The organism is Methylobacter sp. (assembly GCF_023227905.1).
Lineage (GTDB): Bacteria > Pseudomonadota > Gammaproteobacteria > Methylococcales > Methylomonadaceae > Methylobacter_A.
In genome coordinates this window covers 1-23282 of record NZ_JALOCF010000046.1, presented here as the reverse complement: position 1 = coordinate 23282, position 23282 = coordinate 1, and the positions used below count along the sequence as shown (strand labels likewise).

The 23282-nt window shown below is 47.0% G+C and carries 22 protein-coding genes; 10 read left to right on the top strand and 12 right to left on the bottom strand.

The genetic code is table 11. The annotated features are described in order from the left end of the window. Nucleotides 1-135 precede the first annotated feature (135 nt). The 5 genes from M0R47_RS16345 to M0R47_RS16325 all read left to right on the top strand — a co-directional run bounded on the left by M0R47_RS16345 (nucleotide 136) and on the right by M0R47_RS16325 (nucleotide 2706). Entirely contained in the window at nucleotides 136-435 is a 300-nt protein-coding gene (locus M0R47_RS16345) for a PilZ domain-containing protein (protein ID WP_292556733.1), read from the top strand. Nucleotides 436-508: 73 nt separating this feature from the next. Then, complete coding sequence (locus M0R47_RS16340; protein ID WP_292556732.1) at nucleotides 509-913, top strand: 6-carboxytetrahydropterin synthase; 405 nt, start codon at nucleotides 509-511, stop codon at nucleotides 911-913. Between the two features lie 8 nt (nucleotides 914-921). Continuing rightward, nucleotides 922-1377, top strand: a complete 456-nt coding sequence (locus tag M0R47_RS16335; protein WP_292556730.1) for a DUF1249 domain-containing protein — start codon at nucleotides 922-924, stop codon at nucleotides 1375-1377. A gap of 109 nt (nucleotides 1378-1486) precedes the next feature. Then, nucleotides 1487-2380, top strand: a complete 894-nt coding sequence (locus M0R47_RS16330) for a DNA/RNA non-specific endonuclease (RefSeq protein ID WP_292556728.1) — start codon at nucleotides 1487-1489, stop codon at nucleotides 2378-2380. Between the two features lie 161 nt (nucleotides 2381-2541). Further along, nucleotides 2542-2706: a hypothetical protein gene (locus tag M0R47_RS16325; protein ID WP_292556726.1), complete on the top strand. Its 165-nt coding sequence runs from the start codon at nucleotides 2542-2544 to the stop codon at nucleotides 2704-2706. Between the two features lie 123 nt (nucleotides 2707-2829). On the opposite strand, the gene M0R47_RS16320 is transcribed toward M0R47_RS16325, so the two are convergent. Continuing rightward, nucleotides 2830-3558: a helix-turn-helix domain-containing protein gene (locus tag M0R47_RS16320; protein ID WP_292556724.1), complete on the bottom strand. Its 729-nt coding sequence runs from the start codon at nucleotides 3556-3558 to the stop codon at nucleotides 2830-2832. Between the two features lie 328 nt (nucleotides 3559-3886). After that, complete coding sequence (gene pap, locus M0R47_RS16315; RefSeq protein WP_292556722.1) at nucleotides 3887-5383, bottom strand: polyphosphate:AMP phosphotransferase; 1497 nt, start codon at nucleotides 5381-5383, stop codon at nucleotides 3887-3889. A gap of 250 nt (nucleotides 5384-5633) precedes the next feature. Here pap and gshA point away from each other — a divergent pair, with 250 nt between their 5' ends. Next, nucleotides 5634-7220, top strand: a complete 1587-nt coding sequence (gshA, locus tag M0R47_RS16310) for a glutamate--cysteine ligase (RefSeq protein WP_292556720.1) — start codon at nucleotides 5634-5636, stop codon at nucleotides 7218-7220. Nucleotides 7221-7327: 107 nt separating this feature from the next. After that, nucleotides 7328-8050 (top strand): phosphoadenylyl-sulfate reductase, encoded by a 723-nt coding sequence (locus M0R47_RS16305; protein ID WP_292556718.1) that lies wholly within the window; start codon nucleotides 7328-7330, stop codon nucleotides 8048-8050. A 1-nt stretch (nucleotide 8051) separates the two neighbouring features. On the opposite strand, the gene M0R47_RS16300 is transcribed toward M0R47_RS16305, so the two are convergent. From M0R47_RS16300 to M0R47_RS16285, 4 genes are all read right to left on the bottom strand, one after another. Next, the gene (locus M0R47_RS16300) at nucleotides 8052-8360 is read right to left on the bottom strand and encodes a hypothetical protein (protein ID WP_292556716.1); all 309 of its coding nucleotides are present in this window, start codon (nucleotides 8358-8360) and stop codon (nucleotides 8052-8054) included. 249 nt (nucleotides 8361-8609) lie between these two features. Next, the gene (locus tag M0R47_RS16295) at nucleotides 8610-8837 is read right to left on the bottom strand and encodes a hypothetical protein (RefSeq protein WP_292556714.1); all 228 of its coding nucleotides are present in this window, start codon (nucleotides 8835-8837) and stop codon (nucleotides 8610-8612) included. A 209-nt stretch (nucleotides 8838-9046) separates the two neighbouring features. Beyond that, nucleotides 9047-10525, bottom strand: a complete 1479-nt coding sequence (locus M0R47_RS16290) for a polysaccharide biosynthesis C-terminal domain-containing protein (protein WP_292556712.1) — start codon at nucleotides 10523-10525, stop codon at nucleotides 9047-9049. Between the two features lie 196 nt (nucleotides 10526-10721). Beyond that, nucleotides 10722-11450 carry a hypothetical protein gene (locus tag M0R47_RS16285; RefSeq protein ID WP_292556764.1) on the bottom strand — a complete coding sequence of 243 codons (729 nt, stop codon included), beginning with the start codon at nucleotides 11448-11450 and terminating at the stop codon, nucleotides 10722-10724. A gap of 452 nt (nucleotides 11451-11902) precedes the next feature. Between M0R47_RS16285 and M0R47_RS16280 the strand changes: the two genes are divergently transcribed. Then, nucleotides 11903-15046 (top strand): transglycosylase domain-containing protein, encoded by a 3144-nt coding sequence (locus tag M0R47_RS16280; RefSeq protein WP_366513235.1) that lies wholly within the window; start codon nucleotides 11903-11905, stop codon nucleotides 15044-15046. Nucleotides 15047-15511: 465 nt separating this feature from the next. On the opposite strand, the gene M0R47_RS16275 is transcribed toward M0R47_RS16280, so the two are convergent. From M0R47_RS16275 to M0R47_RS16260, 4 genes are read right to left on the bottom strand one after another with little or no spacing between them, the layout of a single operon-like run. Then, nucleotides 15512-17785: a hypothetical protein gene (locus M0R47_RS16275; protein ID WP_292556707.1), complete on the bottom strand. Its 2274-nt coding sequence runs from the start codon at nucleotides 17783-17785 to the stop codon at nucleotides 15512-15514. Between the two features lie 19 nt (nucleotides 17786-17804). After that, nucleotides 17805-19049, bottom strand: a complete 1245-nt coding sequence (locus M0R47_RS16270) for a hypothetical protein (RefSeq protein ID WP_292556705.1) — start codon at nucleotides 19047-19049, stop codon at nucleotides 17805-17807. Nucleotides 19050-19065: 16 nt separating this feature from the next. Next, a complete protein-coding gene (locus M0R47_RS16265; RefSeq protein WP_292556704.1) occupies nucleotides 19066-19791 on the bottom strand; it encodes a prepilin-type N-terminal cleavage/methylation domain-containing protein in 726 nt (241 codons plus the stop codon). Between the two features lie 17 nt (nucleotides 19792-19808). Next, complete coding sequence (locus tag M0R47_RS16260; RefSeq protein ID WP_292556703.1) at nucleotides 19809-20345, bottom strand: GspH/FimT family pseudopilin; 537 nt, start codon at nucleotides 20343-20345, stop codon at nucleotides 19809-19811. A gap of 201 nt (nucleotides 20346-20546) precedes the next feature. Here M0R47_RS16260 and M0R47_RS16255 point away from each other — a divergent pair, with 201 nt between their 5' ends. Continuing rightward, nucleotides 20547-20987, top strand: coding sequence for a type IV pilin protein (locus tag M0R47_RS16255; RefSeq protein ID WP_292556701.1), 441 nt, complete (start codon nucleotides 20547-20549; stop codon nucleotides 20985-20987). Between the two features lie 81 nt (nucleotides 20988-21068). Here M0R47_RS16255 and mutM read toward each other — a convergent pair whose 3' ends face one another. Further along, nucleotides 21069-21884 (bottom strand): bifunctional DNA-formamidopyrimidine glycosylase/DNA-(apurinic or apyrimidinic site) lyase, encoded by an 816-nt coding sequence (gene mutM, locus M0R47_RS16250; protein WP_292556699.1) that lies wholly within the window; start codon nucleotides 21882-21884, stop codon nucleotides 21069-21071. A gap of 339 nt (nucleotides 21885-22223) precedes the next feature. Here mutM and M0R47_RS16245 point away from each other — a divergent pair, with 339 nt between their 5' ends. Next, a complete protein-coding gene (locus M0R47_RS16245) occupies nucleotides 22224-22448 on the top strand; it encodes a hypothetical protein (RefSeq protein ID WP_292556698.1) in 225 nt (74 codons plus the stop codon). A 739-nt stretch (nucleotides 22449-23187) separates the two neighbouring features. Here M0R47_RS16245 and M0R47_RS16240 read toward each other — a convergent pair. Beyond that, the coding region (locus M0R47_RS16240; protein WP_292556762.1) for an IS3 family transposase at nucleotides 23188-23282 on the bottom strand (95 nt) is incomplete at its 5' end.

The following is a 23282-nucleotide window of genomic DNA, read 5'->3' as shown; positions in this document are numbered from 1 at the left end:
AGGCTAATATCCAGCGGAATAGCTCAATTGATGGCGCCGTTGCAATTCATGCCCATTTATTGTGCTTTTTATAGTAAACTTTGCAGTTAAGGCTATGCGGCTCGCAACAATTGCAAACTTGACTGGAGAAATAGCATGTTGGAATATGATGAAAAGCGCAATTATATTCGAATGGAAATAGACTGCGACGTTACCTATAGGCTTGCGGATTCAGCTGAATTGCACCATGGGCGATGTTCATCAATCAGCGGCGCCGGTGTTTCATTTATTGCCGACCGTGCTTTTGATCCCGGCAAAGCGATGGAAATCAACGTGATTCCGCAAAATACACTGACTCCTTCAATGACCGCTTTTATCGAGGTTATCAGAAGTACCCAGCAAGGCAATGGCAACTATGAGATTGCCGCCACCATAAAAAGCATAAAAGGGGACTGATGATTCCTCTCCTGCCGGCCTCCATGTAGCGACGCTCCTTATTTGAATTGCTCGAACTGCTTATATTTTTATTATGTATACGATTACCAAAGAGGTGTATTTCTGTTACGGACACCGACTAATGAATCACCCCGGAAAATGCCGGAATTTACACGGGCATAGCGTTAAGGCCTCGATTTCCATAGAGCAGGAACAACTCAACGACCAAGGCATGGTCTGCGATTTTTCCGATATTAGAGACTGTGTTGACGCCTACATTGACCAGCACCTTGATCATAATTTCCTGCTGCATAAGGACGACCCGATCATCCCTATGCTTACAGCAAATCAGGAGCGCTTCCTTGCTCTTGACGAACACCCCACCGCGGAAGTCCTGAGTAAAATGATTTATCAGCATCTGAAACAATCCGGCTTTAACGTTGCCCAGGTGGTGTTATGGGAAACCTCCAGCGCCCACGCCTGTTACCGGGAAAATTGATATCGGTTATGAGTTTTGTAAATCCGGTCAACAAATCAATCTGCCTCGAACAAGTCTGCGAATCAAACTATCAAAAATTGTTAAAGCTAATTCCGGATTTAATGGCGTTTAAGGAAGCCGCCATCGGGCATGCCCCTCACCATACCACGCTGCATCTTGAGATCATCGAACGCACGCCTTATACCATGACCGTGGAGCTTAGCCATTGCTTCAGCAGAAATCAGGACGAATTTCTGGAACCGGCTGTAAGAATAAGAATATACCTGGATGCGCATCTGGCCGAAGTGCTAAGCGACCATGCCCGTGCCGGTGTTGCACAGGTTTTTAAAGATCCCGGTTTGAGCCGCGAAATTATGAATTACAAATGGCGATTAAACTATTTTCTGCAAAAATGGCTGGATCACTGTTTAAAAAAGGATTATTTATTCAGCTCCTATGCCGGGCAAGCGGAGATAGTGGTTTAACCTGTTCGAGAGCAAATGCCGTATAGGCTGGCGTAAAGCGAAAAAGCCTAGATTTTACGGCACTTCGTTGTCTTTTTATCCTCAGTTTTTTTCTTAAAGTCCACCATTAATGCGCAGAAAATCATCCCTACCAGGCCTGCTTAGATTGCTGTTGGGATTATTCCGCTTAAGCCGCAAGCATCCCGTGTTGCTAGTAATTGTTGCCGGGCTGAGTTTGGGCGGGTATGGCTATGAAGTTAAAATCGCCCGCCCCGCGCTACTTTATCAAGGCGCACCGCAACCCCGTGACGGCAAGGATTTTAATACCTGGTTTCGCATACTGCGCAATCATGGCTTTATTCTGGGTTACTCGGATTTACGGGGTAATCCGCTATGGGTCGAATATGCGTTGACCTTTGCGGAAAATACCCCGTCATTGAAACGCCCCAACCGCTTTGAAACCGACTGGCGAGGCATTAACCGTGTCAGCCACGACAGTTTTAAAAAAAGCGATTACGACCGTGGACATATGGCACCAAATTACGCGATGAGCCATCTTTACGGTAGGGAAGGCCAGGCAGACAGTTTTTTGATGACCAACATCACGCCGCAAAAAGCCAAGCTCAATCAGCAGTTGTGGCAGCGTTTGGAGGAAACGGAAATCAAGCATTTTGCCAAAGTATTCGGCAAAGTCTGGGTCGTCACCGGGCCGGTTTTTAGCGGTACGGTTGAGCGGTTAAGTTCTGATTGGACAGTGGAAATACCGGATGCCTTTTTCAAAATCTATATTACCGAAGCGGCTCCCGGCAAACCGCTTATGGCGCTGGCTTTTTTAGTGCCGCAAACGGTTAACGGCCACGAACCGTTGACCCAGTTCGTAACCAGTATCGACAACATAGAAATGCAAACCGGCATTGATTTTTTTGCCGGATTGGATGACCGCACTGAAGCCCGGGTGGAAGCGGCTATTGAGCCTCAGCCATGGAATTTACCGGCTGCCAACAAGCTGTTGGCACACCATTAAAGGCAGGTTTGCCTTAACCCCAGCCCTTAACTTTCGGCTTAGAACTCGATAAAGAAACATTTGTTGATCTGGCTCAATTTTTTTATTCCGCACTTTGCTTAAATAGCCACGCGTTGATGCAAATCAATTGTTTTCCTTAATCAATTAGTTGGAGAATTACTATGAGTGAAGCACAAGAAAAAGATAATTTCTGGCCTATCGTGATTGGTGCTGTTTTATCTGTGATTGTTACAGTAGTCTTGATTAAAAGCAGTGAGCATGACAAATTTGAATCTACAGCAAAAGCGATTGCTGAAGATCCAGCCAATTCAGCGTATAGAAAATAAAGGCTCCTCCTCTTAGCCGGATTTTTCGTTTTACCGTACCAGCAACGCTGTTTAAAGCCTTCCTCCTTTGACTTGCTGAGTACGATAGTTTTAATTAAATCCTCATTCCGGGCTGCTTAGCGACTAAAATGTGTGGAAGCTAAGTAGCTCTTTTTTATTGGTTATTTTTAACTGCTTGGATTTAACTTCAATCAGTTTCCGCGCTTGCAGCAGATGAATGATTCGGCTGACTGTTTCATGCGTTATACCCAGATAATTTCCTATTTCTTCCCGTGACATGCTCAGCCGGAATTCCAGCTCGGAGTAGCCTCGCAGTCTCAAGCGTTCTGAAATATGCAGAATAAAGCAAGCCACGCGTTCTTCAGCAGACCGGCGGCCTAGCATCATCTTTTGTACTTGGGCATCAAATTGGTTACAGGATCTTTGCAGCAGCACTTGGCTTAAGCCGGGAGTGTTAATTGCCAATATCTCGATTTTGTAAGCTGGCAAATGGCAATAATTCACTGTTTCTAATGCGATGGCGGTACAGTTATGGATTTGCGACGACAAGCCGTCAAATCCAAGTAATTCTCCTGGAAAAATGAAATCAACGAGCAGCTCATTGCCATTTTGGTCAAAGCTCAGTAATTTCGCACTGCCGGAACGCAAGGCAATTATTCCTCTGAATGGGCTGCCGGCATGATAAATAGTCTCGCCTTTTTGGCGTATGTTATTTCGATTGACCAGTAACGCGAGTTCACCCACTTCCGACCGGGACAATCCCTTAGGAATGCACAAGTTATCCAGGTTACAGTTAGTGCAGGTGACTGCGGTTTTGGTTGTTGATGAGGTGGACGGTGTTGAATCTAGCATTGTTTTGAAAATGAGAGAGAGAGAGAGCTTGTGTAAAAAATAACATTATCAAAGGCTTAAATTGGTCGTAAGAAATCCGCGACTACTATCTGATGCCAACTGATCAGAATGAGCCATTGTCTCACTTAAAAGGACATAAATTAAAGGGTATTTAGTTTATTTGAGACATCGCACGGCCAGTGATGCGAGCATCATTCGGGTACTTTTCGATTAAGCGACTATTCTGGCCGAATAGCTGTCCTTAATGGCTATCAACGTCTTATCCAATGGCGAGTTTTGTAAGGACTTTAGCCAAGGGCAGGCATTTTGAATTGCGAGCCAGTATTTCCTACCGGCTGTTTTTTTGCATTGCCGCTTCAATTTGCTTGCATAAGGTTTTTAATATCTTGATGCGAGCAAAGTTTTTGTCATTGGCTTCTATCAGCGTCCAAGGTGCAATCTCCGTGCTGGTGCGGTCTACCATATCGCATACTGCATGCTCATACTCATCCCACTTGTTGCGGTTGCGCCAGTCTTCTTCGGTAATTTTAAAGCGTTTAAAGCTGATTCTTTCGCGTTCTTTAAAGCGCTCCAGTTGCTCTTCCTTGCTAATGGCAAGCCAGAATTTGACCACGACAATGTTATGGCGGACCAATTGCGCTTCAAAATCATTGATCTCGCTGTAAGCGCGCATCCAATCTGTTTTTGAGCAAAACTCTTCGACACGCTCGACCAATACGCGGCCATACCAGGAGCGGTCGAAAATCGTTAGCCGTCCGCGTCTGGGAATGTGTCGCCAAAAACGCCACAAATAAGGCTGGGCGCGTTCTTCCTCGGTAGGTGCGGCAACCGGAATAATAGTGTAGCAACGCGCATCCAGCGCACCGGTGATGCGGCGAATCGCGCCGCCTTTGCCTGCGGCATCATTGCCTTCGAACAGGGCTATTACGGTGATGTCCTTAAACCGGTCTTCGCGAGTCAGCAAAGCGAGCTTGCCCTGATATTTTTCCAGCTCAGTCTTAAATTTTTTCTTGTCGATCTTCTGGCTGAGATCCAGTGTTTTCAGAATATCGAGTTGGTCAATCGAGGGGAGTGGGGGAGGTGGCGCATGATCCGTCGTGGTTTTGATGTCGGCATCATCCAGACGCCTGCGTATGGCTTCAAGAATCACCTTGCCCACGGTCAAGTTGCGATAATTTGAATCGTAGCCTTCGACGATAGTCCACGGAGCCTCAGTGGTGCTAGTGTGCCGTATTACGCGTTCATGCACGGCGCGGTACTTGTCGTATTGCTTGAAGTGCTTCCAATCCCGATGGGTTACGCGCCAGCGGGTTTTCGGATTTTTCTCAAGCATTTCCAGGCGCTTTTTCTGTTTATCCTTGGATAAATGCATCCAGAATTTGAGAATCAGCGCGCCTTCATCGGCCAGCATCTTTTCCAGGCGTTTAGCGCGTTCCAAGCTTTGGTCAAGTTCAGCCTGTTTGGTTCGGCCGGTCACATGATTGAGAATCGGCCAGGTATACCAGGAGCCGAGAAATACCCCTATCTTGCCTTTGGGAGGGAGTTCACGCCAGAAACGCCACATCATCGGGCGATCAAGTTCCTCGTCCGAAGGCTTCCCCATGCCGTGAGTTTGGATAAAGCGCGGGTCCATCCATTCATTGAGCAAGTTGACGGTTTCTCCCCGTCCAGCCCCATCCAGGCCGCTAATTAAAATAATAACCGGGAATCTGGATGATTTGGCCAAGCTCATTTGCGCTTCCAGCAGAGCCTCGCGCAATTTGGGTGCTTCGATATCGTAGATGGCTTTGTCTATTTGGTGTCCAAGCTCTGCCGATTCAAACATGATGACCTCTGTGCAGGTTTATCTTAGAAAAATACTAAGGATATAAATGATAAATGTTAGGCTTGTCGGCAATAAAAGCTAAGGCTCCGGGTTGCTTTTTTCATGGTTATGCCGCGCTGGCACGCGGCCAACCAGTGCGGCTAAAAGGCCCAATCAAAACCGGCTTCTATCCGCGATAATATTTCTTCAATTGGGTAAACCCTTTATAATGACTCGATTATACAAGGACTATAGGGCATGTACCCATTCTATGACTAATTTGAATAACGCGCTTTTAACACGGTTGGAACGACTGAATGCAAACGGCCATCAGCAACTGCTTTGCGGCGGACTTAAAGGGATTGAAAAAGAAAGCCTGCGTATATCCAAAGACGGATTCATTGCCCAAACACCGCATCCTAAAGCATTAGGCTCCGCACTGACGCATCCGTATATCACCACGGATTATTCCGAAGCCCTAATCGAACTAATTACCCCGCCGTTTAGCGATATAAAGGATACGCTGGATTATTTGCATAACATACACCAGTTTGTTTATGAGCATCTTGATAATGAAATTTTGCTGAGCGCAAGCATGCCTTGCGGCATTGATGGCGATGAAAGCATCCCCATTGCTGAATACGGTTCATCCAATATAGGGCGGATGAAGCATGTTTACCGGCACGGTTTATGGCACCGTTACGGCAGGACCATGCAGTCCATTGCCGGTATCCATTTTAACTATTCGGTGCCTGAAGCCCTCTGGCCTGCTTTGCATAAAGAAAAAAATAGCCGGCTAAACCTGGAACAGTTCAAAGACGACGCTTACTTCGGTTTAATCAGGAACTTCCAGCGCATGGGCTGGTTAATCCTGTATTTATTTGGCGCATCGCCTGCCATCTGCAAAAGCTTTTTCAACAGCCGCCCGGCATTGGCGATGCAATTTGAAGAGTTCGACAATGGCACGCTTTATCATCCGTATGCGACGTCGTTGCGCATGAGCGACATCGGCTACAAGAGTAAGAATCAGGCGAGCCTGAAAATCGATTACAACTCGATAGACGGATATGTCAGCAGCTTGAGTGCGGCTATTAACACGCCTTATCCGGAGTATGAAAAAATCGGCACCCTGGTTGACGGCGAATACCGTCAATTGAACACTAATATTTTGCAGATCGAAAACGAGTTTTACAGCACCATACGGCCTAAACAAATTGCCCAGTCCGGTGAAAAACCGACCCTGGCACTTAAACGTCGGGGGGTTCGTTATATAGAAATGCGCTCATTGGATCTGGATTTGTTTAACCCACTCGGCATTGATGAAGATAAGGCCCGTTTCATTGAAGCGCTGCTGCTGACTTGCCTGTTGCAGGACAGCCCGAAAACTTCAGATCAGGAACAACAGATTAACAATGCCAACCAATTGGCGGTTGCCAATTTCGGCAGAAAACCGGGGTTGGAACTTAATAAAAATAACCAAAAAATTCTGTTAAAGGATTGGGCGACTGAAATCCTTGAGTCCATGAAACCGGTGTGCGCGGTTCTTGATCAGGACGATGCTAAAAAAACCTACAGTTGCGCTTTGGAAAAACAGCAGTTGGCAGTCGAAAACCCGGATTTAACCGCATCTGCCCGAACCTTGGAACAGATGACGCAGCTTGGGCAGCCGTATTCCCGTTTCGCATTAAATACGTCTATTGAGCATGGGCAGTATTTTAAAGCCAATAAGCTGGATAAGGTCAAGCAGCAGCAGTTTAACGAGATGGCGGCGCTATCTCACGACAAACAGCAGGAAATTGAAAATAAAGAGCAAATGCCTTTTGACGATTTTTTAAAGCTGTATTTTTTACAAGCGTAATTTAACAATTCGCGTTTATTCATTAAGTTGATACCGATTGTCGGCAAGCGAGCTTGCCCGATATAAGTTATCGACCTAGCAGTGACACAAGCGCAGGAAAACACATTATGAATACATTTGATATAGAGCAACTACAAGCCGAGCTGGGTCAAAAAAATCCGCGCGTCATCCTGAAAAAAGCGCTGGAGCTGTTTGATAATATCGCCATTTCATTCAGTGGTGCGGAAGATGTAGTGCTGATCGATATGGCGGTGGCTATCAGAAAGGATATACAGGTCTTTTCCCTGGATACCGGACGCTTGCATCCTGAAACCTATCGTTTTATAGAAAAGGTCAGGAAGCATTACCAAATCGATATCGAATTGTTAACGCCGGACCGGGACGTGCTGGACAGTTTCGTTAAAAAGAAAGGCCTGTTTAGCTTTTATGAAGAGGGGCATCAGGAGTGTTGCGGCATTCGCAAGGTTGAGCCATTAAAACGCAAACTGGCGCATTTGGATGCCTGGATTACCGGCCAACGCAAAGATCAAAGCCTGGATACCCGGCAGGATATTCCCGAAGTGCAGATCGATACGGCATTTTCGACCGCCGAGCATCAGCTGGTTAAATTCAATCCCTTGCTCAACTGGAGTTCCGCGCAAGTCTGGGATTATATTGAAGCCTATCAGGTTCCTTATAACGAATTGCACGAAAAAGGCTTCATCAGCATAGGCTGTGAACCCTGTACCCGTGCCGTGCTGCCTAATCAACATGAAAGGGCAGGCCGTTGGTGGTGGGAGTCAGGGGCTAAAAAAGAATGCGGACTGCATGCCGGAAACTTGAAAAAGTAATCTAATCCAGGTCACACAGGAACAAGTCCTCAATCAGCTTTCTTTCTTCTTGCGTTAGTAAAACCGGGGAATATTTTTTTTCGGAGCGGCTTTGTTCGCTAAGCGATAGTTGCCGACGCTCAACCGCACGTCTTTCATCGCTGCGTCTGCTCATGGCGCGGCGGTCCGATATTGGCCAAGCCAGATAATGGTTTTTTATATTTTCCACCCACTCTGGCGACCCGAATGGATGGGGAATTTCTCGTCTGTCATCAATGCGCCGGGTCATTATTGCCCGGCGCGGTTTGCGTCGATAATCATAGAGGTTCATGTTTCGTTCCTCCCGGCGATGAGCGGGATTAGTTGTGCAAGCAATGAGCATAAATACGATATTATCTGTTCCTTGATGGCTTCAGTCTATAGGCATTCGTACTTATGACTGTCAAAAGACTCTATGGATCAAAGACACGGAACGGGCTTAGTGACGCCTTTGTCTGAGCTCTTAACAGTTTATTTGCCCGCCCAGCCTCATCATTAAAGCGGCATATGATGGCGAAAAGCCAAGGGCAGTGCAGCGTGATTATTGGCCGTCATCGAATTCTGTTGATGATGAGAGCGGTATTTGCATTGTCTCCGATTTATCCAGATCGGTAACCCAGTCCCGCCAGATCGACATCAGTATTGCCAGGAGCGTAGGCTCTAAAAATAAGCCCAGCAAGCCGAAAGTTTTCATGCCGTCGAAAATTCCCAACAGCGTCCAGATAAAAGGCAGCTTGACTGCACCGCCGATTAATTGTCGGGCGAACATAATTATCTGCCACCAAGGTAAGAATCATGCCATACGCAAACAGTCCTCCACCCGCCGCTATGTGTCCCTAAGCTACCAGAACCAGCGAACAGGCCCCGAAAATTAGTTTGGCGGCGAACGGAATCATCGCAAAAATACCGGTTATTGCGCCCAGTAGGGCGGGGTGACTTAATCCGGCTAACGCATAACTCACCCCCATCAATACCAATTTACGCTGCTGACTTTGCGCTTATCTGGCGACCTTCGCATAGCGCAGTAATCAGCATATATAAAAGCATTAATGTACTGGCTAATAGCCAAGGCTGCCAATCGAGAATCATCAATAAGTGTTGGTGAGCAAAATACAAGCCGATGCCCAGGCCGATATAACCGATCAGACGTTTAACATCGTATTTCACCGGGTAATATTTTTGCCCCAACAGATACGAAACGATAGCCATGCTGCCATAACAGGCCAAGGTCGCCCACGCTGAACCCACATAGCCGAACAGCGGTATCCACCAGACATTGAGCGCGATAGTCAGCGCCGCTCCGGCTATAGATACCAAGGCCCCCATTAAGGTGCGGTCGGTCAATTTATACCAGATGGACAGGTTAACATAAATACCCAGGCACAGATTAGCCAGCAGCAGAATCGGCACGACTTCAAGGCCTGCGCGGAACTCGTCGCCGACAAAATATTTAAAGAAATCGATAAACAGTGTCACCAGCAGGAAGATGAAGACGCAGAAAATGACAAAAAACTTGAGCACGACCGCGTAAACTTGGCGGGCATCGCTTTTGTCCGCGTAAGCAAAGAAGAACGGCTCGGCGGCATAGCGAAAGGCTTGAATGAACAACGACATCAAAATCGACAATTTGTAACAGGCGCTGTAGATCCCCAGCATTTTCATGTTGGTCAGGTTGTCGTAGGGCAGCAGGTACTTTAGCAGAACTCGGTCGAGCATTTCGTTGATAATCCCAGCGAAACCGATGACTACCATCGGCAACGAATAGCGCACCATGCGGACGAATAAGGCCCGGTCAAATCCCCATGCCAGACCGGATAGCTGGGGCGCAAGCAGCAAAAACTTAAAGCCGCTGGCTATTAAATTGGCGATAAAAATATAACCTACGCCTATGGCGGGATTATAGATTGGCGCTATCCACGATTCAGGGTTTTGTGCATAGACTTTGGGACAATAGACAATGAAAAACAAGCTTAGCAGCACGGTTACCAGTATCTCGAATATCTTTATGCCGGCGAACAGGAATGCCTTGTTTTCCGCTCGTAGCCGTGCAAACGGAATGGCGGCGATAGCATCCAGAAATAAAATCATGCTAAACCACAATACATATTCAGGATGATTGGCATAGTTTAGCGCCGCCGAAAGCCGTGTGTTGACCAGCAGTATCAGTGCAAAGAAACCTAGATTAACCAGCGCCACAAACAGCAGCGCCGTGGAATAGGCGACGTCGCGTCCGGGATGGTCCTTGTCGCGAAAGCGGAAATAGCCGGTTTCAAACCCGAATAGCAGCAACACGGAAAAAAAACCGGCGTAGGCATAAAATTCCGACACCACCCCGTATTCCGCTGCTGTGAAATGGTAGGTATATAGCGGTACCAGCAAATAGTTGAGGAAGCGGCCGAAAATACTGCTGAGGCCGTAGACTGCGGTTTGAGAGGCAAGTTTTTTTATAATACTCATGAGCGAAATTATACATGAACCGGGTAAAGGAGCGGCGTTTACGCCCGTTCGAATGACACACACTGAAAACGCGAGAGACGTGCTGTGGATTTTCTGCTTGAGTCGGCGCTTCGTATGAATAACACCGGCATCAAGCCGATTGATGCTTATCCGTAAGGGGCGGCTGAATTTCCTACAGCAGTATCGCTCCTATGGTTCAGTCTTTATCCTTGGCGTAAAACCACATCTGATAAATACTGAGCAGGATTTGCATTCCCATCGAAATCCCCATTAAAGCGCCGCTGGCCACAACCACGTAGGCGAATGAAGGAATGGATTTGGTAATAAACCAAGACAGCACATCCAAGAGCATCGCGGCAAAAGGAATAGCCACAGCAACTCTTTTTACAATGACATTGATGTCGCAAAGCAGAAAAATCTTGCCGATAAAAAACAAAATAAACGCAATGCCGAATAAATGGATGTGAGACACCCTGATTAAGCGCGGATAAGATACGCCGCCGCTATGGGCTACTTCGGATACGCTTGCATAATTGGTCAAGTCGGGGAGGGAAGGATTGATTGCAGGCGTATGGCACTTGATGCAATCGCGGTTTAAGATAGAGGCGATTTTTTGGTCATAATCCGGTTCATCGGCGCCGTCTTGTATCCATTTTAAAATAATTTCCTTATCGTTTTTATAGGTCAGGTTAGGCTCCATGATGCCGGTAATGGCAGAGCCTAAACGTGTTTGATCGTTTGAGCCATGATAGTTAATAGTTACATCGGCAATGGATAGGCCGGCGACGCCGTCATGGCCTTGATGAGTGTAATACAGGTTGCCCAGGGCAACGAGATAGCCGAGTCCTATGGTTAGCAAAAATACGGTGTTTAAAATTCTTTCGCTTACGGATATATCGCGAAAGCGGGTATAAGACTCGGACATGATGGTTTTAGGGCTATGAGCAATAGGGCAATGGTTGATTTCAGGATCAGTAACGTCCGACAATTGCATTAATTGTAACGTTGCAATTAATTGGTGTAAAAAGTTTAATCAAGAGTAAACGGAAGTGATTGCCGGATAACAAGCTTCCTTTCAATTACCATTGTTGCTCTTGAGTAGTTATAATTGACGGTACATAATGTTGGTCATTTAGGCGGGTTTTAACTCCAGGCTTTCAATCGGGCACCGCTATGCAATGCTCCCGCATTGCCGAGGACCGGACTGGCCATGAGTATAGGCAGATTCGGGCTCGTCACATAGGCTCTTGCAGGTCTAGAATTCCACTGAAAAAGAGATGTAATTATTTTGATACTAATACTGAAGGCAGAATGCTTGAGTAATTCCGTAATTAAACACTCCGGAATTCGTTTTGAGGCTAATGTCCGGTAATGAAAATGCATAAACAAGCGCTTTCAAGGTTACTGCTGCTTTATGTTTTGATCGGATGTGTCGTCATCGGCATCGCGGTTACCACACTGGTAAAAAAAGAGGTGCGAACCTCCAAATATCAGGCGCGGTACCTATCCGCAATAAGCAAGCAGTTGAGTTCCGAGCTCAAGCCGGGACATAGTTCGGCAATACGTTATCCTGATCACGGCCCTTACGATCAGCGCTTGGGCTATACGATGCTTTCTGATGAGATTGCGCGCCTTGAGAAGTCAGGCTATAGCGTTACCACGCAGGCATCTATTTCCCCAATGATGACGCGATTGGTCGATGACTACGGCCTGTTTCCCATTTATCAAGAGAAAACCCGAACCGGGCTTCGCATTGTCGACCAAGCCGATCAAACCATATTTAACGCTGTCTATCCTACCCACGGTTATTCCGATTTTAATGCCATTCCGCCGCTGGTGTTGAACACCTTGCTGTTTATAGAAAACCGGGAACTGCTTGACGAAAACCACAAAAATATCAATCCGGCGGTGGAATGGGATCGCTTGGGCTTTGCCGCACTGCAAATGATGGCGCGAAAACTGGGCGCCGATATCAACGTACCCGGCGGCAGCACCTTGGCCACTCAGATGGAAAAGTACCGGCATTCTCCGGATGGCTATACCGAGTCAATGGTCGAAAAGCTTCGCCAAATGGCCAGCGCATCGATACGCGCTTATTTACTGGGGCCTGATACGCGTGCGATGAGACGGCAAATAGCCCTGACTTATTTAAATTCCATGCCGCTGGCCGCAACGGCAAAATTAGGCGAAGTGCATGGCTTGGGGGATGGACTGTTTGCCTGGTTCGGCGCCGATTTTAAAACCGTTAACCAACTGCTCAGCTCGATAGCGATGGATGGCGGAAATGTCGCGGCCGGTAAAGGAAAGATCGGAGCGAGGGCAAGCAATTCAATTGAGCGGGTTACTCCGCAACAGGCTCTAGCTTATAGGCAGGTGCTGAGTATCCTGTTGTCGCAAAGACGGCCTTCCTATCTTTTAGGGTCTGGCTATAACGCGCTGCAAAATCTTACTGACAGTTATTTGCGCATTTTGGCGGAACAAGGCGTTATTTCAGCATCGTTGCGGGATGCTGCCTTGAAAGCATCTACAGTCAGACTTCCCAAAACGGATCAAATGCCGGTCAAGTTTATGTCTGAACAAAAGACCCAGAATGTGTTGCGTACCCGACTTGCCAGGACGCTGGGCGTGAAATCCAACTATGAGCTGGATCGTCTGGATTTAACCGTTAAAACCACGCTTGATTACGGCACCCAGCAGGCAGTCACTCACGCATTGCGCGAATTGAGCAAACCGGATAAAGCCCGCGCCGCAGGCATACTGGGATTTAGAATGCTCAATGAGGATATCAATCTTGCTCCGATTGTTTATAGCTTGATGCTGTTTGAACGCGGCGAAAAGGGCAATCTGCTGCGCATCCAGACCGATAATTATGATCAGCCGCTCGATATTAACGAAGGCATACGGCTTGATCTGGGTTCAACCGCCAAGTTGCGGACTATGGTGCATTACCTGGAACTTGTAACCGAGACATATCAGCAATATAAGAACCTGTCGATTCAGGAGCTGAACCGGGTTGAATTACACCCGCGTGATTATCTATCGGCATGGGTTATCGATCAGCTGCGTGCGAATCGGCAAATAAATCTGGAGGGTTTGCTTAATCAGGCTCTTGATCGACGTTATTCGGCCAGTCCTTATGAGGGTTTTTATACCGGCGGAGGCGTGCATACTTTTAGTAACTTTACCCCGGATGAGAACTCCAAAATCATGTCAGTCCGGGATGCATTGCGCGATTCGGTGAATCTGGTGTTCATTCGTCTAATGCGTGAACTGGTTTATCACCATCTTTATAAACCGGAAGGCATCGCAAGATGGCTGGAAATTCCTGACGACCCGAGACGTATGGAATACCTGAAACGCTTTGCCGATAAGGAAGGCCTGGTTTACTTAAGGCGGTTTTACGACAAGTATCACGGTAAGCCGACCGATGAAATCGTGGATTTGCTTACCCAGAGGGTTTACGCCAAGCCATCGCGCCTGACCATGCTTTATCAGGCCGTCTACCCGGATGCAGACACTCATGCTCTGAGCGGTTATTTGAATGCTCACTTACCAGTCACCGTCTTAGATGCCGAAGATATTGAGCAGCTTCATCAGAAATATTCACCGGCAAAATTTGATTTGCAAGACCAGGGCTATATCACCAAAGTTCATCCCCTTGAATTATGGCTGGTCAGTTATCTGGTTCAACACCCCAATGCCACGCGCGCTGAAGTGATCGACGCCAGTACCGAACAACGGCAGAATGTCTACCGGTGGCTGTTTAAAAGCAGCAGAAAAAATGCCCAACAGCGGCGCATTATGACTTTGCTGGAGGATGAGGCGTTTAAACAGATTCATACCGCATGGGATCGATTGGGATATCCATTCGGATCGTTAACGCCATCTTATGCAACCTCCATCGGTGCGTCGGGCGATCGCCCTGCGGCATTGGCCGAGCTGATGGGTATTTTACGCAATGACGGCTTACGCTTGCCGACAGTCCGGTTTGACAGCCTGCATTACGCCAAGGCGACGCCTTATGAGACCGTGTTGGAAAAGTTGCCAGAACAAGGCCAGCAGGTGCTTGCTCCCGAAGTGGCGAAAGCGGCGCGCGGCGCATTGATCGGCGTAGTCGAGGCGGGCACGGCAGGGCGCCTTCGGAGCATATACAAAAGCGCCGACGGCAAGCCCTTGTCTGTAGGCGGCAAAACCGGAACCGGCGATCATCGCCGGGAAATATGGGGTGCTGGAGGGCGGTTGATTGACTCGGTATTCATTAGCCGAGCTGCGGTCTTTACGTTTTTTCTGGGAGATCGGTTTTTCGGTGTTATTACCGCTTATGTGGCAGGACCGGAAGCCGAACGTTATCACTTTACCAGTTCATTGCCGGTGCAAATAATCAAGTTCCTGGAGCCCACGCTGGCGCCGTTGTTAAACAAATCATCGGAAAGTAAAACGTTCGGAGTGTTGGCTAATTTGCAAACGGCAGCAACAGGCAAGGGGAATAATAATGGCTCGGCTGTCGTATCACCGCCTTAGGGCGCATAGGGCTTACGTATCAAGCAATCCTGGCTGGGATTATCTTCGCGTTACGGAGCGTTGAAGTTGCGGAAGACAGAAATGAACATATTAGTTCTTTAACCATTCTTTAGCCATGAACCGCTCTTTAGAGTTGTCTTTCATTCCCTGGTTGGCGCTCCTCCTCATACATCATGAGTTAGATAAAATGGTAGGCAGTGGGGCAATAGCTCGAGGCTACTGACATACGCTTTCTCCATTTATGGAGTCGAAAGCGTTGCCCATCTCCTTGAATCAACAGTAAAGAAAGGGAAAAGCACAAGACACTTTCGCGTCAGCACACTGATAAATCAGTCATCATCAATAAGTCAGCGAAAAAATAAATACACAAAAACCGCTCAACCAAAAAGGTTAAGCGGTTTTTAGGTGATCCGTCACCCCCCAACAGCTATGCCGCGAATTGCAAGCGGGAGTCAATCTTAAGGATTAACAAGCTGTGCTTGATTTTGTAACTGAAATGTCTTTAGTCATATTTCCAGATACAGTGCCCAAATCAATAACCAGACTTCCCGTTCCCAATGATGGGGGTGTACCACTACTCGTCATTTCATATTTCTTGCTGCCATTACCGCTAGTACACGCTGAACTGAGAGTAATAGCTAGATGATTGGCGCCAGCGGGCACCGTGCAGGTATAGCTCTCAGATGTACCTGCGGCGTGGCTGCCGGTTAAAGTGCAAGTTCCGAGCCCTGTATCAACGGCCACGGTAATCGTTGTCAGGCTGACATGGTTACCGATACTTATCGAACCGCTGATCGTATAAGTCGTGGCTATCGTTGCAGTGAAATCCGGGCCTGTTATCGACGTTGCCCCGGATAATGTTATCGGGCCCGTCGTGCTTGATGTAACAGTCCCGCCCACTGCTGAAGTTGCAGCTGTCAGTGTGGCGCTGGTAGTCGTGGTTGGGGTGGTGATTTGGCAAGTATATGTTCTATACGTTTGGTTATAATCATTATTGATAACGCAAGTTCCGCCCCCGGACAAAGACAAAGTGACGGCATTAGCGGCAGCTGCGGTTCCGTTAATGTTGCCGGTGATGGTGTAAGTCGGATTGCTTGTTGCCGTAAATGCTAAGGCGCAGCCGCTGGCAGACGGCGACACCGCGCATGTTTTTGTCTCGCTATTATAGACGCCGCTAATCGTAACCGAAGTTGCCGAGGTTTGGATTTGACAGGTATATGAAGTATTGGTGGCTGAACAAGGATTGATATGCACCGAGTCCGTCACAGTAACCGTAGGCGCGCTGTTGGCGTTGGTTATTGTTCCCGTAATGGTATAGCTTGTCCCGGATACGCTACAGTAATCGACATTTATCGATGGGCTGAAAACATTATTTCCGGTGATATCGCGTTGTATGGTTTTTGACGCCAAGGTAAAGCCGCCAATGGCATTGGCTTGGGCAGCGCATTCGTTGTGGACTTTTGCCTCGGTAGATTGGCCGTTGATAATCAAAAAGTCATGGCAGCTATAAGGCTTGTTGATGCCTTCATTGAGTCCAGCCTTTCGTACAAAGTAATTACGTGCAGTATCAAGAGTAGCTGGTGTGGTCGCAATCTCTTCGGCAAAGCAGACATTCTTGACGTTACCCGCAACGCCCAATAAACCGACTTTGCCGCGCCATCCGCCAGGGCCAACAATGGCATTGGCCACGGCAGGACTTGGGCATTCAGTGACGGGAGGCTCAGTGGCGGGCGAAGTCACCGTTCCAGCCGGGCCATATTGACAATTGCCGCCCACATAACAAACATAAGGCGCGCTTTTGGCGCCTGCTGGCGGGTTGAATACGCAATAGGTTCCGGATTCGTTGGCGTTGAACGTAAACAAGTCAACATCCAACAGCGTCTGATTATTATTTCCAGAGGTAGCTCCTGAATGGACAATTCCTCTAATCGGAATAATCACGCCGCCGTTGAAGCGAATCCTGGGAATGCAATAATCTGTTGTGTTAATGGTAACTTTTTCATAAAGCAAGATTGCTTCATTGCCGGTAACACCATCGAAATTGACTCGGCGCGTGTATAAGCTGTTTTCAAACTCGACCAGAGCAAGTGTAGCAGCGTTGCAAAGTTCGGCGCGCGTGCCTTTGGTGCCGGTGCTTTGGACAATGTAGGTTTTACCGTCAGGTGCTGTATATACACTGCCGGGTGTGGCGGAGGTGGGTAAGGTGATGTTTTCGCTTATATCGTCGGAAGAGTTGGCGTTGGTACTGGGGCCGCCAAGGGTAGTGCCGGTTCCTGAGCCCGCGCCACTAGCGGCTAACGCAGAACTGCCAACGTCATCAAATGCAATCACGCTCTGAACGGTGACCTGGTTTTGCCTGTTGCCTGTAGCTACTGGACAGCCATTGGACCAGCACACGGTAACGCTGACTTGTTTGCGCACTGGAGCGGTCTGATCGCTTACTGTCCAACCGCGAGTAAATGTTTCGGTTATTCCGCTGATGCTTTCGTTAGCGGCCGACGATGCCAATGCGTTATAGCCCGTTGTACCGGCTTTCTGTATGGTATCGCGCAGTTGCTCTATCTTGGTATTGGCTAAGGCTTGAGCTTCCGCGCGAGTCTTGTTGCCTCGGCTACTACTGAGCAGATCGCCTTGGAGCGAAGCAACGGCTAACAAGCCAACAGCTACTACCACAGTGGTTACCAAGACTTCGATCAGGCCAATGCCTGCGCTGTTTTTTATAGAATGGGTGAGTATCATCTTCATTTCCTCAGTGTTATTACCAGTCTTTCCATGAGCCTGCAATAATGGCGCCGGTTCCCTCGATGAATGGCGGCGATCCAGTGCCATCGCCTCCCCATGGCTGGTAAACCAGTGTTAATGTGCCTGCGCCGTTATTCGGTCCATTTTCTGAGACGACGGATCCGTGAACGACTGGATTACCGGTTATTGTTAGAGTCCCGGTTACGTAGAGCACGCCATAAATGGTGCCACCGGTATAATCGAAGTCTCCGTTGACAATCAGAATGGCAGGAGCGGTAGAGCTTCCCACCACATCACCGTTATGCATGGAAGTATTGCCATCAATCCAGATCAAACCAGTCATACCCACTGGGCTGGCGCCGGCTGTAAGTAGTTGGTCGATATTATCTGCGGACTGTCTAATTGCCGACTTGGTTTGGGCAAAAAACATATCAAAAAATTGATTGTTAGCTGGGTTGGTTAAATCGGTGGTACTGGTTGTTTTATTGCCCAAGGTAGGATCGTTGGTGATGACGTCAATACCGTTGCCGGTATCTCGGTTGGAAACCAGTTGAGTATTTGCAGTCTCATCGGCACTATTCAACTGAGCGGTTGTGTAGTCGGCTATATCTGTATTGGAAGGACGTAAATAAGTGCCATAACTCTCGCCATGAACATCATCGGTCCCTCCCGACCAAATGCTGCTATTGCTATAACGATTGATAATCTTGGCGTTACCAAATACGCCCACTCCGGCTTTACTGACGAAGGCTTGTCGAGGTCCCTTGCCGCTATCAAAAATATCAAACGTGTCGACACATTGAGTAATGGTGCGCACCGCGGTGTTATCGTCACTCCAGCCTCTGGCGGTTACCAGGGCCTGGGTCATGTTGGTGCCGTCAGCCGTAGGGTCGCAACGGTTACCAGCAGTGTTCGTGAAAAAGAACTGTGCAGTTGTGGTTTGTCCGGCTGCGGTTAGTGTTAGAGTGAATGGTGCCGCGCTGGGATAATCAACCAAGCCATCGGCGGTCAATGTTGTGGGAGTTGCGTTGTTATGCTGATCCAGACCGCCGGCATAAAAATAAGCGACGGCCTGGTCCATCGCCGCACTGGCCGCCGCCGTCGCCTGGCTGGTTCGGTAGTTGTCGGCATTGATTTGGGTTTCTACCAATACTGTTTTTGCAGTCACAAAACCGACCAAGGTGATGCTGATCAATAGTACCAAGGCAGTGAGCAATGTTACCGCTCCTTGTTGTTTACGAGTGAATGCTTTGGCTTTCATGTTGACTACCTGTGAATTAAGGCTGGGTAAGAAGGCGACTGTTTCTGACTTCTACTGTGCCGTTTAGGGTTTTGGTGACTGACGTATCACTCGTTAATTGACCGCTGAGCCGAATATTAACCACCCGTTTCTCAGCAATATTGCAGGGTGTTGCTGCTGTGCAATTAGTAGCATCAGTTGCACAAGCGGCAGCATCGGTTACTGTATCGGTTGTGACATTGAGGCAGCGTGAGGTTGCCGGTAAAAGGCCCGTAACCGGTACAAAACTGAATTGTAATTGGGTAATGGTGAGTTGAGTGTTATCGATAAATGACTCCCATGTCCCATTACTACAATCAGCACTATTAGTGGTAGTGCCGGTTCCACGCATGTTCAGGGTATTGTTTGTCAGTTTGAAACCATAATGCTCGTTGGCGTCGACGATGCCGTCATCATCGGCATCGTAGCTATACAGAATACAGGTGCTTATAGGGATATTTATGTTGGTGGCTGCTGCTGTAAAAGGGTTGTTTCTGCTGTCTACGCCTACGACTGCGCCGTTCCAATAACCGGCACGTTTAATGTCGTTAATCATCAGCGCCATGGCGGCTTCCAGATCATGATTAAGGCGAGCCGACTTTATGGTATTGGAACTGCTGCCGACGGCTGTGATATAGATACTGATAGTTGCTCCCACTACAATCAGCCCTATGGCGGTTGCAATCATGAGTTCTATTAATGTATAGCCTTTTTGTTCCTTCATTATTCTGTCTCCAAAAATTAGCAGGCGGGATAGCCAGAGATACCTGTTTTTCCAGTGGGTAAGGGACTGGGCGTACAGATCCTGACTCGTCCGACACCGCTAAAAACAACTCTTGCAGCATATTGGCTCGTACTGAAAGTGACGCCGTTATCGCCGATAGTGCCTCGTTTAAAATCAAAAGTACTGTTACCGTTGGCTGAGTCCATGTTGACTGCACTATGCGCAGAACCTGAAATACTTTTTATTTCGCAATCATCCGTAGTTGCTACGGTTGCCTGCTTGCAGTCACAAGATGAAGTAGTTTCGGACAAACCATAACACCATGCGCCAGCATTGCCTGTTGTGCGCGAAACTATAATGTCTTTGCTTCGTTTGATCGCTTCTGTACGGGCGTATTGCATGTCTGATTTTAACGATTCAACTACCTCTTTTAAGCGATTACGCTCAAGCATATCTTGATAAGAAGGTATGGCTATCCCTGCGAGAACACCCATTATGGCAACGACCATCATTAGCTCTAGCAAAGTAAAACCGGCGTTTTTGTGTTTGTTCATGTCTTTCCACCTTCTAGTTCCCTTTACACTCTTTAGGTATATGCGGGTATTTGCATTGATAAATTATAGATTAGTATTTTTTAAGATGTGTTAGCTGGTCTACGTTTTGCTTATTAATTTTAAGCATTATCTGAGTCATCTTGGTTAATTATTATTTATGCTATATTGTTTAAATAAGATAACTTTATCCAAGGCGAAATAATGTACGCATTTAAAAGATTTTCCGGCTTTACTTTAATAGAATTAATGATTGTGGTGGCTATTATCGGGATTTTGGCAGGGGTTGCTTATCCTGCTTATACGGATTATGTGCTACGGGCTAACCGCGCGGACGGCAAAGCGGGCTTATTAAACTTGCAGGTGGCGCAAGAGAAATATCGGGCAGATTGCCCTCAGTATGCCGATGGTATTCATGCCACGGCACGCACTTGCGCTTCTGGAGGTACGCATAATCTGGTTTCCAGTACTTCTTCGCCGAACGGAAAATATACGCTTGCGATAACTGCCGGCTCGGCAACATCTTACACGCTTACCGCCACGCCGACTTTCACCGATGCCAAATGCGATGTACTTAGCATCAATCAAGCGGGAACCAAAACCGAAAATGGTACCGATACGGTTGCAAATTGCTGGGGTAAATAGTCTCACAGATCCTTAAATATAAAGCTTATAGCCATTAAGTTGCGAGACAATGGTTGCCAGCATTTGCCTAGGTTTAAGTTTTTACCGCTGACAACTACCGCAGAATACCGTCGAGCGGTTAGCTATTCTGATTTCTGTTAATGATTGGCTGCATCCGACGCACGGCAATCCCGCCCGGCCATAAACTCTAAGTTGTTGCTGAAAATAGCCGGGTTTTCCGGCTTCATTAACAAAATCCCTCAGCGTTGTCCCGCCTTGCTGGATGGCTTGTTGCAAAACCACGCGAATACACTCAGCCAGTTTTTGATATCGCGCTAAAGAAATTTTGCCGGCTTGGCGCGTAGGCTGTATGCCGGCCATAAACAAGGCTTCATTGGCATAAATGTTTCCAACCCCAACAACGATATGACTGTCCATAATGAACGACTTTACCGGTATTCTGCGATTTTTGGACAGCGAATAGAGTAGCTCTCCATTGAAACCGGACTGTAACGGTTCGGGCCCTAGATTTTTCAGTAATTGATGTTCGACAGCGGGTTCGGTTGTCCATAATACCGCGCCAAAACGGCGGGGATCATTAAAGCACAGTATCGTTTCATTATTAAAAATAAAATCGATATGGTCGTGTTTACCGGCTGTTTGACCTGGAGACATAATCCGCAAACTACCGGACATGCCTAAGTGCAGAAGCATTGTGCCGGAAGCCGTGGAAAACAGCAGATATTTTGCTCTTCTAGAAACTGATTGAATGCTGAGTCCTGTCAAAATTTGATGAAGCGTTTCCGGCACAGGCCAGCGCAGTTGCGGTTGGCGGATGATGACCTGTTTAACAATTTGTCCTTCAATATGCGGCGCGATGCCTCGGCAGGTGGTTTCAACTTCGGGTAGTTCAGGCATAAGGTGGTTTTGAATCAGGACTGCGTTTGGATTTGTGTTCCAAAGTTTAACATGTAAATTTCAGGGTGCTTCATCAAGTATTTTAATCATTAAGGGCGCTGATTCAGATCACATTTTTATAAAATAGATTAATTAGCTTTTGTAATATTATGTTTTTTAAGTGAAACCCTGTTTTAATTAAGCGCCTTTAATCATAAAAAATGGATTATAATTGGCCTGTGTTTAGCTGAAAGTTTGATTTTTCATACTTTATTTTTAACAAGTTTCCACTTAGTCCGCTATATGCTTTGGAGCGACACTGAGTTTATTTTTACAATATTTATTTATTACAAGAACGCTATGAGTAGTATGTGGGCGATAGGCAATCATGTAAAAGTTCAGGGTATGTCTAATGATTTTAAGATACTTTCTTATAATTTTATTTTTGGCGGCAGTGTTGAAATGATTTTAGAGTCGGCTGAAGGTTATAGATTCTTTTTAAAGCGTAGGAAATCCCAAATCTCCAATATTGAAGATGAGTATGATTTTAACGCCGGTTCTGACAGTAAGAATTACAGTTATTAGTGCGCTTTTAGTGATCTCTCGCGATGGAGAGATTTGTAGTGCAAGGCACAAAAATTGTTAGCGGATGAATCTTATGAAGATTGATAGGGAAGACGATAATACAAGTTTTACTTATTTATAAAACAATACACGCATATTGTGGTGATAATGCCTAAGTTAGCTAATTTCTACTTTAAAAAATCATATCTTGTTCTACAGATAGGGCAGACATGTTGATTCTCCGAGGTGCATAGCCAGCCATTTTTAACGGCATCGGTAATTTCACCCTCTATCCACGCGCGGCCTTCAGTAATGCGCCGTCCGGTAGGTTCATTCTCTCTGCGCGCACGACGAAATTCTACTGTCTTTATCCCTCGGGAATTGCAGATATCGCAAAAAATAATTTTTCGTATGCTCATAGTGGCTTTTTAAAGGTAAGTAAGAAGCGGAATTAATCGTCCATTTGATGAGTTGGACTGCTCATCTATGTCAGACAAGACTTGGTTAGCGTAGCTAACTCTTGGAAACACTTTTAAAAGTACCAATAGTCGAGCTAAACAGGCAACTCGTACCAATACCTATGCGCTTTATTGATATTTTAGTTAAGCGGTAATTCTCACGTTATTCTCAGGCATGAAAGAGCCTTATGAGTAATCATTAACTCTGTCATTTCAAGAACAGGGTCGGATTAAGTCTGAACCCATCATCCAGGCGAATAAAAACGTCAAAATGATGTGTCAACACTTTTCCGGACACGCGGTTAAGCAGCTTTGTGCTGCAATTCATAGTCTACAGGCGACATATAGCCATTGGCAGAATGAAGGCGTTCGCGATTGTAAAAGACTTCAATATACT

Bases quoted from the DNA above. Each gene is read 5' to 3' on its own strand.
- M0R47_RS16300 (WP_292556716.1), bottom strand. From the start codon at position 8,360: ATGAACCTCTATGATTATCGACGCAAACCGCGCCGGGCAATAATGACC.
- M0R47_RS16270 (WP_292556705.1), bottom strand. From the start codon at position 19,049: ATGAAAGCCAAAGCATTCACTCGTAAACAACAAGGAGCGGTAACATTG.
- M0R47_RS16330 (WP_292556728.1), top strand. From the start codon at position 1,487: ATGCGCAGAAAATCATCCCTACCAGGCCTGCTTAGATTGCTGTTGGGA.
- M0R47_RS16305 (WP_292556718.1), top strand. From the start codon at position 7,328: ATGAATACATTTGATATAGAGCAACTACAAGCCGAGCTGGGTCAAAAA.
- gshA (WP_292556720.1), top strand. From the start codon at position 5,634: ATGACTAATTTGAATAACGCGCTTTTAACACGGTTGGAACGACTGAAT.
- M0R47_RS16290 (WP_292556712.1), bottom strand. From the start codon at position 10,525: ATGAGTATTATAAAAAAACTTGCCTCTCAAACCGCAGTCTACGGCCTC.
- M0R47_RS16335 (WP_292556730.1), top strand. From the start codon at position 922: ATGAGTTTTGTAAATCCGGTCAACAAATCAATCTGCCTCGAACAAGTC.
- pap (WP_292556722.1), bottom strand. From the start codon at position 5,383: ATGTTTGAATCGGCAGAGCTTGGACACCAAATAGACAAAGCCATCTAC.
- M0R47_RS16265 (WP_292556704.1), bottom strand. From the start codon at position 19,791: ATGAAGGAACAAAAAGGCTATACATTAATAGAACTCATGATTGCAACC.
- M0R47_RS16280 (WP_366513235.1), top strand. From the start codon at position 11,903: ATGCATAAACAAGCGCTTTCAAGGTTACTGCTGCTTTATGTTTTGATC.
- M0R47_RS16295 (WP_292556714.1), bottom strand. From the start codon at position 8,837: ATGTTCGCCCGACAATTAATCGGCGGTGCAGTCAAGCTGCCTTTTATC.
- M0R47_RS16285 (WP_292556764.1), bottom strand. From the start codon at position 11,450: ATGTCCGAGTCTTATACCCGCTTTCGCGATATATCCGTAAGCGAAAGA.
- M0R47_RS16255 (WP_292556701.1), top strand. From the start codon at position 20,547: ATGTACGCATTTAAAAGATTTTCCGGCTTTACTTTAATAGAATTAATG.
- M0R47_RS16275 (WP_292556707.1), bottom strand. From the start codon at position 17,785: ATGATACTCACCCATTCTATAAAAAACAGCGCAGGCATTGGCCTGATC.
- M0R47_RS16320 (WP_292556724.1), bottom strand. From the start codon at position 3,558: ATGCTAGATTCAACACCGTCCACCTCATCAACAACCAAAACCGCAGTC.
- M0R47_RS16340 (WP_292556732.1), top strand. From the start codon at position 509: ATGTATACGATTACCAAAGAGGTGTATTTCTGTTACGGACACCGACTA.
- mutM (WP_292556699.1), bottom strand. From the start codon at position 21,884: ATGCCTGAACTACCCGAAGTTGAAACCACCTGCCGAGGCATCGCGCCG.
- M0R47_RS16260 (WP_292556703.1), bottom strand. From the start codon at position 20,345: ATGAACAAACACAAAAACGCCGGTTTTACTTTGCTAGAGCTAATGATG.
- M0R47_RS16345 (WP_292556733.1), top strand. From the start codon at position 136: ATGTTGGAATATGATGAAAAGCGCAATTATATTCGAATGGAAATAGAC.
- M0R47_RS16245 (WP_292556698.1), top strand. From the start codon at position 22,224: ATGAGTAGTATGTGGGCGATAGGCAATCATGTAAAAGTTCAGGGTATG.
- M0R47_RS16325 (WP_292556726.1), top strand. From the start codon at position 2,542: ATGAGTGAAGCACAAGAAAAAGATAATTTCTGGCCTATCGTGATTGGT.